This window comes from Nocardia mikamii NBRC 108933, from assembly GCF_001613505.1.
GTDB classification, from domain to species: domain Bacteria; phylum Actinomycetota; class Actinomycetes; order Mycobacteriales; family Mycobacteriaceae; genus Nocardia; species Nocardia mikamii.
Genome location: NZ_BDCM01000008.1, coordinates 52,547 through 65,472 on the forward strand (window position 1 = coordinate 52,547; position 12,926 = coordinate 65,472).

General features: G+C 67.9%; 11 protein-coding genes. 7 read left to right on the forward strand and 4 right to left on the reverse strand.

What is annotated here, in order from left to right:
* Position 1: 1 nt before the first annotated feature.
* The 4 genes from NMI01S_RS10805 to acnA all read right to left on the reverse strand — a co-directional run bounded on the left by NMI01S_RS10805 (position 2) and on the right by acnA (position 4,882).
* On the reverse strand, positions 2-475 hold the full coding sequence (locus NMI01S_RS10805) for a hypothetical protein (RefSeq protein WP_062996172.1): 474 nt from the start codon (positions 473-475) through the stop codon (positions 2-4).
* A gap of 175 nt (positions 476-650) precedes the next feature.
* Positions 651-1,067: an acyl-CoA thioesterase gene (locus tag NMI01S_RS10810; protein WP_062996415.1), complete on the reverse strand. Its 417-nt coding sequence runs from the start codon at positions 1,065-1,067 to the stop codon at positions 651-653.
* 276 nt (positions 1,068-1,343) lie between these two features.
* Entirely contained in the window at positions 1,344-1,910 is a 567-nt protein-coding gene (locus tag NMI01S_RS10815; RefSeq protein ID WP_036502387.1) for a TetR/AcrR family transcriptional regulator, read from the reverse strand.
* Positions 1,911-2,086: 176 nt separating this feature from the next.
* Positions 2,087-4,882: an aconitate hydratase AcnA gene (gene acnA / locus NMI01S_RS10820; RefSeq protein WP_062996174.1), complete on the reverse strand. Its 2,796-nt coding sequence runs from the start codon at positions 4,880-4,882 to the stop codon at positions 2,087-2,089.
* Between the two features lie 276 nt (positions 4,883-5,158).
* Here acnA and NMI01S_RS10825 point away from each other — a divergent pair, with 276 nt between their 5' ends.
* From NMI01S_RS10825 to fabG1, 7 genes are all read left to right on the forward strand, one after another.
* The gene (locus tag NMI01S_RS10825) at positions 5,159-5,782 is read left to right on the forward strand and encodes an Rv1476 family membrane protein (protein ID WP_245716811.1); all 624 of its coding nucleotides are present in this window, start codon (positions 5,159-5,161) and stop codon (positions 5,780-5,782) included.
* Positions 5,783-6,190: 408 nt separating this feature from the next.
* A complete protein-coding gene (locus NMI01S_RS10830) occupies positions 6,191-7,609 on the forward strand; it encodes an NlpC/P60 family protein (RefSeq protein WP_062996176.1) in 1,419 nt (472 codons plus the stop codon).
* A gap of 96 nt (positions 7,610-7,705) precedes the next feature.
* Positions 7,706-8,782, forward strand: a complete 1,077-nt coding sequence (gene mraY / locus NMI01S_RS10835) for a phospho-N-acetylmuramoyl-pentapeptide-transferase (protein WP_062996178.1) — start codon at positions 7,706-7,708, stop codon at positions 8,780-8,782.
* Positions 8,783-8,972: 190 nt separating this feature from the next.
* Positions 8,973-10,142, forward strand: coding sequence for an AAA family ATPase (locus NMI01S_RS10840; protein ID WP_439956252.1), 1,170 nt, complete (start codon positions 8,973-8,975; stop codon positions 10,140-10,142).
* A gap of 26 nt (positions 10,143-10,168) precedes the next feature.
* Entirely contained in the window at positions 10,169-11,146 is a 978-nt protein-coding gene (locus NMI01S_RS10845; protein ID WP_084512850.1) for a DUF58 domain-containing protein, read from the forward strand.
* Positions 11,143-12,147, forward strand: a complete 1,005-nt coding sequence (locus tag NMI01S_RS10850) for a VWA domain-containing protein (protein ID WP_062996180.1) — start codon at positions 11,143-11,145, stop codon at positions 12,145-12,147. The genes NMI01S_RS10845 and NMI01S_RS10850 overlap by 4 nt, the downstream gene beginning before the upstream one ends.
* Positions 12,148-12,203: 56 nt before the next feature.
* A complete protein-coding gene (gene fabG1 / locus NMI01S_RS10855) occupies positions 12,204-12,923 on the forward strand; it encodes a 3-oxoacyl-ACP reductase FabG1 (protein ID WP_030514529.1) in 720 nt (239 codons plus the stop codon).
* Positions 12,924-12,926: the final 3 nt, after the last annotated feature.

The following is a 12,926-nucleotide window of genomic DNA, read 5'->3' on the forward strand; positions in this document are numbered from 1 at the left end:
CTCAGTCCAGGCTGTCGCAGGCGGTGCCGTCGTCGCTGCCCCCGCCGCTGCGAGTCTGGCTGTAGCTCACTGTCGCGCCGGCGGCCCCCGGGGCGGGCGCGAGGTCGAGCTTGCGCGCCCACTGGTCGGTCAGGCGGGCCAGCAGTTCGTCACCGACGGCGGGGCTGGGCCGGGGCGGTAGTGTCAGCGGGCGTTCGGTGAGCTGAATGCGGCGGCGCTGCGTGAAATCGGCTGTGGCGCCGGGGCGTATCCAGACGAGGACCGCGCGTTCCGCGGTGCCGGTGCCGGAATCCGGCGATTCGTCGCGCAGTTGGAGGACGTCGTCGCGATCGAGGGTCCAGATGCCCTCGGCGACCCGGACGCTGATGGTGTCACGGGATTCGGCGACCAGGCGGCCGGACAGCGGTAGTGCCGGGTGGCGTGGTTTCGGGCGCGGCCGGGTGTGTCCGGGTACCTGGCGGCCGGCATCGTTCATGGGCTGGACTCCGATCTGCTCGCGATTTGCCCCGGAAGTCGAGCGTGAACTGGATCATAGCTCGCCGGGGTGCCCGGACGGTTCGCAACGAAAGAATTCCGGTGCAAACCCGGTGCCTGGGCCCGGGCGCGGAAAGCGCTATCGCCGAAAGCGATTCGGTTGAGCTGTCAACGCCTCACAGACCGAGCACACCGGGGGATTCGGCGAGTTCCAGGAACCGCTGACTCGGGTTCGACACGAGTTTGCGCGCGTCGAGATCCATCAGCCCGAGCACGACGGAGAACTCCGCGGACACGGTGCCGTCGAGCTTGCGGATCTGCTGGTCCATCCAGAACGCCTTGCCCTCGCCCCAGCGGCAATCGCAGGTCACGGTGATCTCGTCGCCCAGATGCAGTTCCCGCCGATACTTGACCGTCGATTCCAGGACCACCGGGCCCAGCCCGGACAGTCGCATCTTGTCCGGGACCAGACCGGCCGCGCGCAACACCTCCCAGCGGGCGTGCTCGGCGTACTGGTGGTACACGGCCTGGTTGAGATGGCCGTTGACGTCGAGTTCGTATCCGCGGACGGTGACGGGCACAGAAAAGGTCATACCGGGGCGAACCACCACCCTGTTCCGGGTATTTCCGGATCGGGCGTGGGATCGGTCACCGTGTCGCGGTGGCTACGCGGAAGCGGGACGAATTCGCCCCCCATGACGGCGGCGTCCACGCTCCACAGTGTGGTCCAGTTGGGTTGCGGCACTTCGTAATCGGCGGCCGGAGTGGGGTGATCGCACCACCGCCGGTATGTCCGTCTCGTCGTCCCCGCTCCGTGAGCATCGGCACATGCTACGACGAACCCGGCAGGGGCGGATATCGTGGGCGGTTCAGTCGCGGCGGCGGACCGACGCCTCCACGAGATCGAGTACGGCCGTGAGGTTTTCGTTGACGTGGCCGGAGGCGATGCGGGCGATGAGCCCGTCGAGCACGAGATCGAGATAACCCAGCAGCACGTCGGTGGGCACGTCGTCGCGCAGCGCGCCCGCCGCCTTGCGGCGTTCCAGCCGGGCCAGGGTGGCCGCGGTGAGTTCGGCCGAACGCTGGGTCCAGCCGGCGGCGAATTCGGGATCGGTGCGCAGGCGCCGGGCGATCTCGAGGCGGGTGCCCAGCCAGTTGTACTGCGCGGGATTGTCGAGCATCTCCCGCATGACCTGCACGATGCCCTCGTTGGCCGCGACCTCGGCCATCCGTCCGGCATCCTCCTGGGCCAAGGCGAGAAACAGGGCGTCCTTGTCCCGGAAATGATGGAAGATCGCGCCGCGAGACAGGCCGATCGCCTCTTCCAGACGGCGGACGGTCGCACCCTCGTACCCGAATTCGGCGAAACACCGCCGCGCCCCGTCCAGAATCTGGCTGCGCCGGGCGGCGAGGTGATCGTCACTGACCTTGGGCATGGGCTCCTCCAGCGGGGAATGCACGGACCCCCGCGCCGGGACGATCCGGCGCGGGGGTTCTCACAGTACGAGCATGGACGCGTCGATCCTGCGGCGGCGCAACGCTGTTCGTGCCGGCCCGGCGAGCCGAACGGTCGCCGGGCGCGGCACGACGCCGCACCGCGTGGTGCGGGCTCTCAGCCGCGAATCATGTTGCGCAGCACGAACTGCAGGATGCCGCCGTTGCGGTAGTAGTCGGCTTCACCGGGGGTGTCGATGCGCACGACCGCGTCGAAGGTGACCTTCTCGCCGTTCTCCTTGGTCGCGGTGACCTTCAGGGTCTTCGGCGTGGCACCCTCGTTGAGCTTGGTGATGCCCTCGATGTCGAACACCTCGGTGCCGTCCAGGCCCAGCGACGCGGCCGACTCACCCGCCGGGAACTGCAGCGGGATCACGCCCATGCCGATCAGGTTCGACCGGTGGATGCGCTCGAACGACTCGGTGATGACGGCCTTGACGCCCAGCAGTCGGGTGCCCTTGGCCGCCCAGTCGCGCGAGGAACCCGAGCCGTACTCCTTACCGCCCAGCACGACCAGCGGGATGCCGGCCTTCTGGTAGTTCTGCGAGGCGTCGTAGATGAACGCCTGCGGGCCACCGTCCTGAGTGAAGTCGCGGGTGTAACCACCCGAGACGTCGTCGAGCAGCTGGTTGCGCAGCCGGATGTTGGCGAACGTGCCGCGGATCATCACCTCGTGGTTGCCGCGCCGCGAACCCAGGGAGTTGTAGTCCTTGCGCTCGACGCCGTGCGAGTCGAGGTACTGCGCGGCCGGGGTGCCCGGCTTGATCGGACCGGCCGGGGAGATGTGGTCGGTGGTGACCGAATCACCCAGCAGGGCCAGCACGCGGGCGCCCTTGATGTCCTCGACCGGGGCCGGCTCGAGTTCCATCCCGTCGAAGTACGGCGCCTTGCGGACGTAGGTGGAGTTCTCGTCCCAGGCGAAGGTGTCACCGGACGGGGTGTCGAGGTTGCGCCAGCGCTCGTCGCCCTTGAAGACGTCGGCGTAGGACTTGCGGAACATGTCCTGGCTGATCGCCGACTTGATGGTGTCGTCGATCTCCTGCGCCGAGGGCCAGATGTCGCGCAGGAACACGTCGTTGCCGTCGGTGTCCTGACCCAGCGCGTCCTTCTCGAAGTCGAAGTCCATCGTGCCCGCGAGCGCGTAGGCGATGACCAGCGGCGGGGAGGCCAGGTAGTTCATCTTCACATCGGGGGAGATGCGGCCCTCGAAGTTGCGGTTACCGGACAGCACCGCGGTGACCGACAGATCGTTGTCGTTGACGGCCTTCGAGATGGCCTCCGGCAGCGGGCCGGTGTTGCCGATGCAGGTGGTGCAGCCGTAACCGCCCAGGTAGAAGCCCAGCTTCTCCAAGTACGGCCACAGGCCGGCCTTCTCGTAGTAGTCGGAGACGACCTGCGAGCCCGGGGCCATGTTGGTCTTGACCCACGGCTTGCTGGACAGGCCCTTCTCGACCGCGTTGCGGGCCAGCAGCGCCGCGCCGATCATGACCGACGGGTTGGAGGTGTTGGTGCAGGAGGTGATGCCCGCGACCACGACCGCGCCGTGATCCAGAACGAACTCACCGCGGTCCTCGGACACCACCTTGACCGGCTTGGACGGCCGTCCTTGGGCACCGTTGGCCGCCGAATGGGCGGGGGCGTAGCTCTCGCTGGCGGCACCGGCCGAGACCGAGACCGGATCCGAGGCGGGGAAGGTTTCCTCCACGCCTTCGTCGAGGCCGTTGTAGTCGCCGGTCACGTAGTCGGTGATGTCGGAGCGGAACGCCGCCTTCGACTCGCTGAGCAGGATGCGGTCCTGCGGGCGCTTCGGGCCGGCGATCGAGGGCACCACGGTGCTCAGGTCGAGCTCGAGGTACTCCGAGTAGGCGGGCTCGTGCGCGGCGTCGTGCCACATGCCCTGTTCCTTGGCGTAGGCCTCGACCAGGGCCAGCTGCTCGTCGGAGCGACCGGTCAGACGCAGGTAGTTGATGGTCTCCCCGTCGATCGGGAAGATCGCCGCAGTGGAACCGAATTCGGGGCTCATGTTGCCCAGGGTGGCGCGGTTGGCCAGCGGCACCTCGGCCACACCGGCGCCGTAGAACTCGACGAACTTGCCGACCACACCGTGCTTGCGCAGCATGTCGGTGACGGTGAGCACGACGTCGGTGGCGGTGACGCCCGGCTGGATCTCACCGGTGAGCTTGAAGCCGACGACCCGCGGGATGAGCATGGAGACCGGCTGGCCCAGCATCGCGGCCTCGGCCTCGATACCACCGACGCCCCAGCCCAGCACGCCCAGGCCGTTGACCATCGTGGTGTGCGAGTCGGTGCCGACACAGGTGTCCGGGTAGGCCTGGCCGTTGCGGGTCATGACGGTCGGCGCCAGGTACTCGATGTTGACCTGGTGCACGATGCCGGTGCCCGGGGGAACGACCTTGAAGTCGTCGAACGCGCCCTGGCCCCAGCGCAGGAACTGATAACGCTCGCCGTTGCGCTGGTACTCGAGGTCGACGTTGCGCTCGAGGGCGTCGGCGCGGCCGAAGACGTCGAGGATCACCGAGTGGTCGATGACCATGTCGGCGGGGGACAGCGGGTTGACCTTGTTCGGGTCGCCACCCAGGGCGGTGACGGCCTCACGCATGGTGGCCAGGTCGACCACACAGGGCACGCCGGTGAAGTCCTGCATGATCACGCGGGCGGGGGTGAACTGGATCTCGATACTCGGCTCCGCCGACGGATCCCAGTTGGCGATGGCGCGGATGTGGTCGGCGGTGATGTTGGCGCCGTCCTCGGTGCGGAGCAGGTTCTCCGCCAGGACCTTCAGGGCGTAGGGCAGCTTCTCGGTGCCGGGCACGGCCGAGAGGCGGAAGATCTCGTAGGAGTTGCTTCCGACCTCGAGGGTGCCCTTGGCGCCGAATGTATCGATACTTGTCATACGTTCAGCTCCACTCGTCGGTGTTCCGATCGGGGCGCGTGCGGGCCCCGTGGGGTGGCCACCGGCGGGGCTGCGCCGGCGGCTGTCGTCGAGGGCGCGTTTCGGGCTGCGCGCCTCGTACTTCCGAACTCTAACAGTACGCTTGTCCTATGAAGCATGCGGGGCGCGTACGGCGCGGCGTGCCGCAATCCATGATGCCCCCGTCGCGTACTGTGCTCGAAGGCCCCGTCGGAGTTGTCGCCTCCGGTGTGCCGGCCAGGTGTGTGTGTTGATCACGTGAATGTGTTGGACGTCCGTCGCTGGAGTCGGCGGCTCGACAAGACCGGATGGAAGATGACCGTCTCGTATGCCTCGGTTTTCACCCCCATGGCCGCGGAGCTACCGCCGGATACCGACGTCGACGCCATCGTGCTGGATCTGGCCGACAACCACGTAGCCGCCCCCGAATCCAAGAATCAGGACAAGCTCGCCGAGATCGCCGATCAGGCCCGCGCGCACGGCATCGAGCTGAACATCGTGGTCGTGAAGGGAAATCCGGGCCGCGATTCGGATCTGCGCGACCTGGCGACGACCCTCGGCAAGAGTGAACACGGCACGGTCGTGGTGTTCAGCGACGACTGGATCGGCACCTACAGCGATTCGATCAACCGAGCGCGGCTGGAATGGGCCGAGGACAAGGCCAAGTATCAGGGCGGGCACACCGCGACGGCCGCGCAGATCTTCGTCGACCGGCTGGAGACGCCGGAAAAGGTGTCGTGGACCGCGATCACGGGAGTTGTGCTGGCCGGCACCGTGCTGACCATCGGGGGCCTGTACTACCTCAAGTCCCGGCGGGCGTCGCGGGAGCGGGCGGCGGTGGCCGCCGAGGCCCCGCCGCATCCGCCGGTGCCGTCTCGCTAGCGGTCTCCGGCGGCCGTCCTCGGCGTGTCGCGCGGCGACTCCGGATGGTCGCCGGAAACTAGCCACCACCTCGGCAAGCTGCCCGATTCGAGTGATAAGTCGCGATTCGCGGGGCGAAACTGAACGACCGGTTTGGTTTGCCCCGGAACCCCTATTCACGGTTGGCGAATTTTTAGCAAACCGGAAATTACTCCCCTGTGATTTGTCGTCCGATGTTTCCTCTGTGAAAGAAGTGTCGTACGGTTTCGAGGTGACACTCTTGGGGAAGAAGTGTCACATGGGCCTCCAGCGTCCCTCGAGGGCAGATGGACCGTTGGTGCTCGTGCGGCGACGCCTCTATCGGTCGCCCAGCGCAGTCCTGGCGAATCTGGTGCTCGCCGGGAGCCGCAGCGGGATCAGGGAGGTGTGATGCGAATATCGGCGAGGCGGTCCGGGGGTGCCGCGAAGGTCGCTGTGGGGTTGCTCTTATGTGGGATCGCGCTGACGGTGACGGCTCCGCTGGTGGCCGCGGTGCCACCGCCACCTCCGAATCCGAGCGACGGCGATATCGCCGCGGCGGGTGCGCAGGTCGACGCCGGGGTGACTCAGGTCAGTGGCCTGATCAATGAGGTCGCCACCGCCGACCAGCAGCTGGCCCAGCTCGACACCGAGGTCGCCGGCAAGCGGGAAGCCGTGAACAAGGCGCTGGTCGACCTGCAGAATGCCCGTGACGCCGCCGACGCGGCAGCGGCGACCGTCGCCGCCACCCAGCGCGATCTGCAGTCCGCCGGAACTCAGCTGGACCAGGCGCAGGGCAAGTTCGACGAATTCGCCGTCGACGCCTACACCCACCCGGGCTCGACGTCGATGGTGAACTACCTGTCCGGCTCCGATCCGGCCTCCGCGCTCGACCGCGCCGATCTGCTCGGCATGGCGTCGAAGAACCAGCAGGCCGCCATCGACGGCCTGCGCCGCGCGCAGGTCGAACAGGCCAACAAGGATTCCGCCGCCCGCCAGGCCAAGAAGGCCGCCGACACGGCCGCGGACCAGGCCGATCGGAAACGGCAGCAGGCGCAGGCCGCGGTCGCCGCCGCCAAGGCCGCTCTCGACGAACAGGCGCAGAAGCGCGATGCGCTGATGGCGCAGCGCGATTCGGCCCAGCAGCAGCTCGACCAGGCCCGGGCCACCGTGACCGGACTGCAGGGCCAGCGCGACGCCTACCTGGCCTGGGATCGCCGGCGCCGGGCAGAGGTCGCCGCCGCCCAGGCGGCCGCGACCGCCGCCGCGGCGCGCGCCGCCGCCGATCAGGCCGCGCAGGACCGCGCCGCCGAACTCGGCGCGGGCAAGCGGCCGCACACCCAGCTGGACAACGCCCCGCCGCCGCGCCGGTCGATGTCGACCCCCAGCCGGCCCAGCGGTAGCCGCTCCGAACTGATCGAGACGGTCGTCGACCGCGCGATGTCGCAACTCGGCGTCACCTATGCCTGGGGTGGTGGCGACGAGGACGGGCCCACCAAGGGCATCCACGACGGCGGTGTGGCCGATTCCTACGGCGACTACAACAAAGTGGGCTTCGACTGCTCGGGCCTGATGATCTACGCCTTCGCCGGTGTCGGCATCTCCCTGCCGCACTACAGCGGCTACCAGTACACGATGGGCACCCGGGTCAAGGTCGCCCAGCGCGAGCGCGGCGACATGCTGTTCTGGGGGTCCAACGGCAGCGAGCACGTCGCGCTGTACCTGGGCGACGGCAAGATGATCGAGGCGCCCGAATCCGGTGACGTCGTGAAGATTTCGCCGGTGCGCGAGGGCGGGATCATGCCGTACGCGATTCGCCTGATCACCTGACGCACCTCCGAATGATCTTGGCTACCATGCGAATCGGCACACATCGTGCCGGTCCGTTCGGCACGAGCCGAGAGTTCGGCAGTAGTTGGGGTATTGATGAGGCAGATCCTGTTCTCGGCGGCGATCGCACTCGCGGTCTCGATCACCGTGACGCCGTTGCTGATCAGGTTGTTCGCACGCCGGAATCTCGGCCAGCAGATCCGCGTCGAGGGACCGCAGAGTCATCAGGCCAAACGGGGCACGCCCACCATGGGCGGCATCGCCATCGTGGCGGGGTTGTGGGCCGGTTATCTGGGTTCTCACCTGATCGGCCTGCGCTACGACGCCGAGGGTCCGTCGGCGTCGGGACTGTTGGTGCTCGGCCTGGCCACCGCGCTGGGCTTCGTCGGCTTCCTCGACGATTTCATCAAGATTCGCAAGCACCGCAATCTGGGGCTGACCGCGACGGGCAAGTACATCGGGCAGATCGGCTCGGCCGTGGTCTTCGGAATTCTGGCGCTGCGCTTTCCCGGCAATACCGGGCTGACCCCGGCCAGCCGGCAGGTGTCGTATGTGCGCGACTGGCCCACGGTGGCCTTCCCGCTGGTGGTTTTCCTGCTGGCGGTGTGCTTCGTGGTGGTCGCCTGGTCCAACGCCGTGAACATCACCGACGGTCTGGACGGCCTGGCCGCGGGATCGATGGGTTTCGCGCTGGGCGCCTACGTCATCGTCACCTTCTGGCAGTACACCAATTCCTGTGCCGCCCACGCACTTCCGGGCTGCTACAGCGTGCGTGACCCGCTCGACCTGGCCGTGGTGTGCGCGGCCGGTGGCGCCGCCTGCATCGGATTCCTGTGGTGGAATGCCAATCCGGCCAAGATCTTCATGGGCGATACCGGGTCGCTGGCCCTGGGCGGGCTGCTGGCCGGAATCTCGATCACCACCCGCACCGAATTGCTGATGGTGGTCGTGGGCGCGTTGTTCTTCGCCGAAATTCTGTCCGTGGCGTTGCAGATCGCGGTTTTCCGCACCACCCGCAACCGGTTGTTCAAGATGGCGCCGTTCCATCACCATTTCGAACTCGGCGGCTGGCCCGAAACCACGGTGATCATCAGATTCTGGCTGCTCGCGGGCATCGCGGCCGCGGTGGGCCTGGCCCTGTTCTACGCCGAATATCTGGCCGCGGTGGGTTGATCCCGCCGCGACCACCCGCCGCGACACGGCAATTCGGAATCAGCGCATTCCGGACACCGTCGAGTGCCTTCCGATCCGCCCGGGAGGCCTGGCCCGCGACATTGTGCGAGCCCAGTTGCGGCAATCTTGCTCGATACCTGGAATAGTTGGGGCGGCACGCATGGAGACCGAAGCGAAAGCGGGGAGTTTGGTGACTTCGACGGACGATGTGAGCGCTGGGAGTGCGGTGAAGCAGGCGGAGGCCGCCTCGGGCACTTTGGAGCGTGACGTCGCGACCCTGGAGAAGGCGATCTACGAAGTCAAACGGGTCATCGTCGGTCAGGACCGGTTGGTCGAGCGGCTGCTCGTCGGCGTTCTGGCTCGCGGGCACGTGCTGCTCGAGGGTGTGCCCGGTATCGCCAAGACGCTGGCGGTGGAGACCTTCGCGAAGGTGGTCGGCGGCAGCTTCTCGCGCGTGCAGTTCACCCCCGACCTGGTGCCCACCGACCTGATCGGTACCCGCATCTACCGGCAGGGCCGCGAGGAGTTCGACACCGAACTCGGTCCGGTCGTCGCCAACTTCGTCCTCGCCGACGAGATCAACCGCGCGCCCGCGAAGGTGCAGTCGGCACTGCTCGAGGTCATGGCCGAGCGGCACGTGTCGATCGGTGGCAAGACCTACCCCATGCCCGATCCGTTCCTGGTCATGGCGACTCAGAACCCGATCGAGAGCGAGGGTGTGTACCCGCTGCCCGAGGCGCAGCGCGACCGCTTCCTGTTCAAGGTCGTCGTCGACTATCCGACGGTCGAGGAGGAGCGCGAGATCATCTACCGGATGGGTGTGACCCCGCCGGAGCCCAAGCGGATCCTCGAGCCGGCCGAACTGATCCGGCTGCAGAAACTGGCCGCCAACACCTTCGTCCACCACGCGCTGGTCGACTACGTCGTGCGCGTCATCGCCGCGACCCGCAAGCCGGCCGAATTCGGGCTGGACGACGTCGCGGGCTGGATCGCCTACGGCGCCTCGCCCCGTGCCAGCCTCGGCATCATCGCCGCCGCCCGCGCGGTCGCGCTGATCCGTGGCCGCGATTACGTGGTGCCGCAGGACGTCGTCGAGGTCGTTCCGGATGTGCTGCGCCATCGTCTCGTGCTGTCCTACGACGCCCTCGCCGACGAGGTCAGCCCCGACGACGTGATCCGCCGGGTGCTGCAGACCGTGGGCCTGCCGCAGGTCGCCACGCAGGCCAACGCACCCGCCCAGGGCGGTCCCGCGCCGATGCCGGCTCCGGGCCCGCAGGCTGTCGCGCCGCAGCCCATCGCCCCGCATCCGGCCGGTCAGCCGCAGAACGGTCAGGGCGCCGGGCAGCCGCAGCGCCAGTGAGCGGGGCATCGGATTCGGTTGCGCCAGTGACGAACTCAGCTCACATCCCTGCCCATCCCGACAGCGCCCCACCGTCGTTCCGGTCCGGAGATCTGCGCGATCCGCGATTGTCGGCCGCACTGAGAACTCTGGAGCTGACGGTGCGCCGCCGCCTCGACGGCGTGCTGCACGGCGATCATCTCGGCCTGATCCCCGGCCCCGGGTCCGAACCCGGGGACGCGCGGATGTATCAGCCGGGTGACGATGTGCGCCAGATGGATTGGTCGGTCACCGCCCGCACCACCCATCCGCACGTGCGGCAGATGATCGCCGACCGGGAGCTCGAGACCTGGCTCGTGGTCGACCTGTCGGCCAGTCTGGACTTCGGCACCGCGCTGTGCCAGAAGCGTGATCTGGTGGTCGCGGCGGCTGCCGCGGTGACACATCTGACCAGCGGCGGCGGCAACCGGATCGGCGCGGTCGTCGCCAACGGCGAACGGCTGTACCGGATTCCGGCCCGCACCGGCCGGGTGCACGCCCAGTCGCTGCTGCGCAGCATCGCGACCACCCCCCATGCGAGCGACGGCGTGCGCGGCGATCTGCGCGGCGCCATCGAATCGCTGCGCCGGCCGCAACGCAAACGCGGTCTGGCCGTTGTCATTTCGGACTTCCTCGGCGAGATCGACTGGCAGCGTTCGCTGCGCGCGATCTCCGGCCGTCACGATCTGCTCGGTGTGGAGATCCTCGATCCGCTGGATCTGGATCTGCCCGATGTCGGTGACGTGGTGCTCCACGATCCCGAAACCGGCCGCACCCGCGAATTCACCGTCACTCCCACCCTGCGCGCCGATTTCGGCCGTGCTGCCCAGCAGCATCGCGAACAGGTCGAGGCGGCGTTGCGCAGTTGCGGCGCGCCGGTGATGACGCTGCGCACCGATCGTGACTGGATCGCCGACGTGGTCCGTTTCGTGTCCACTCGGCGCCACACCTTCGGCGCCCCGACCGGGCGGGTGCCCCGACAGTGAGTATTTCGCATTTCACGTCCGCGATCTGGCTAACATTCCTGATCGTCGTCGCCGCGATCGCGCTGCTCTACGTGCTGGTCCAGCGGCGGCGCAAACGCCACATGCTGCGCTTCTCGAATATGGAGACCCTCGAGCAGGTGGCGCCCAAGCGGCCCAGCGCCTGGCGGCACGCGCCGGTGGCGTTGATGCTGGTGGGCCTGGCGTTGCTGACGGTGGCCGCGGCGGGCCCGCAGGCGGCGAAGAAGGTGCCGCGCAACCGGGCGACGGTCATGCTGGTGATCGACGTGTCGCTGTCGATGGAAGCCACCGACGTGCCGCCCTCGCGCATCCAGGTCGCCAAGAAGGCCGCCACCGACTTCGTCGACGGGCTCACCCCCGGGATCAACCTGGGCCTGGTGACCTTCGCCGGCACCGCGTCGGTCCAGGTGTCGCCGACCACCAACCGCGAGGCGATGAAGGCCGCCATCCAGAACATGAAGCTGGCCGAACGCACCGCCACCGGCGAGGGCATCTACAGCGCGCTGCAGGCCATCGACACACTCGCCTCGGTCCTCGGCGGTGCGCAGACGCCGCCCCCGGCGCGGATCGTGCTGATGTCCGACGGCAAGCAGACGGTGCCCGACGACAAGGACGTCGACAATCCCCGGCACGGCTTCGTCGCGGCGCGGGTCGCCAAGCAGAAGAGCATCCCGGTGTCGACCATCTCCTTCGGCACGACCTGGGGTTCGGTCGAGATTCCGGATCAGGACGGCAAAGGGTCGCAGCGCGTCCGGGTTCCGGTCGACGACGACTCCTTGCGCGAGATCGCCAAGATCTCCGGCGGTGACTTCTACACCGCCTCCACGCTGGAAGAACTCAGCGCCGTCTACGACACCCTGGACAAGCAGATCGGCTACGAGATGCAGATGGGTGATGCCAGCCGGCCGTGGCTGCTACTGGGTCTGCTGCTGACCGCCGCGGGTGTGGTGAGCGGTTTGGTCTATCGTCAACGCCTGCCATAACGGGTACCGCGCAACCCGGCCACGACAGTCGAACTCGAACAGATAGGTTGACATTCATGTCGAACTTCACTTCCCGATCGGTCCTGGTGACCGGTGGCAACCGCGGTATCGGTCTCGCGGTGGCCCAGCGGCTGGCCGCCGACGGGCACAAGGTTGCCGTCACCCATCGTGGATCGGGCGCGCCGGAAGGTCTTCTGGGCGTGAAATGCGATGTGACGGACTCGGATTCGATCGACTCGGCGTTCAGTGAGATCGAGGCCAAGCAGGGCCCGGTCGAGGTGCTGGTGGCCAACGCCGGCATCGTCGACAACACGCTGCTCATGCGGATGAGCGAGGAGCAGTTCACCCGCGTCATCGATGCCAACCTGACCGGCGCGTGGCGCTGCGCCAAGCGCGCCAACCGGGCGATGCTGCGGGCCCGCTTCGGCCGCATCATCTTCCTGGGCTCGGTCGTGGGCCAGATGGGCGGCCCCGGCCAGGTGAACTACGCGGCGGCCAAGGCCGGTCTGGTCGGCATGGCGCGCGCGATCACCCGCGAGATCGGCTCACGCAACATCACCGCCAATGTGGTGGCGCCCGGTTTCATCGACACCGATATGACTCGGGAAGAGATGACCGAGGACATGCGCGAGATGGCGCTGAAGGTCATTCCCGCGGGCCGCATCGGCCAGCCCGAGGAAGTCGCCGCGGCGATCAGCTTCCTGGCCTCCGACGACGCCTCCTACATCAGCGGTGCGATCCTGCCGGTCGACGGCGGCATGGGCATGGGCCACTGAGCA

Excerpts from the sequence above, each read along its gene's own strand:
- NMI01S_RS10805 (WP_062996172.1), bottom strand. The coding sequence starts at position 475 with ATGAACGATGCCGGCCGCCAGGTACCCGGACACACCCGGCCGCGCCCG.
- mraY (WP_062996178.1), top strand. The coding sequence starts at position 7,706 with ATGAGGCAGATCCTGTTCTCGGCGGCGATCGCACTCGCGGTCTCGATC.
- NMI01S_RS10830 (WP_062996176.1), top strand. The coding sequence starts at position 6,191 with ATGCGAATATCGGCGAGGCGGTCCGGGGGTGCCGCGAAGGTCGCTGTG.
- NMI01S_RS10810 (WP_062996415.1), bottom strand. The coding sequence starts at position 1,067 with ATGACCTTTTCTGTGCCCGTCACCGTCCGCGGATACGAACTCGACGTC.
- fabG1 (WP_030514529.1), top strand. The coding sequence starts at position 12,204 with ATGTCGAACTTCACTTCCCGATCGGTCCTGGTGACCGGTGGCAACCGC.
- NMI01S_RS10815 (WP_036502387.1), bottom strand. The coding sequence starts at position 1,910 with ATGCCCAAGGTCAGTGACGATCACCTCGCCGCCCGGCGCAGCCAGATT.
- acnA (WP_062996174.1), bottom strand. The coding sequence starts at position 4,882 with ATGACAAGTATCGATACATTCGGCGCCAAGGGCACCCTCGAGGTCGGA.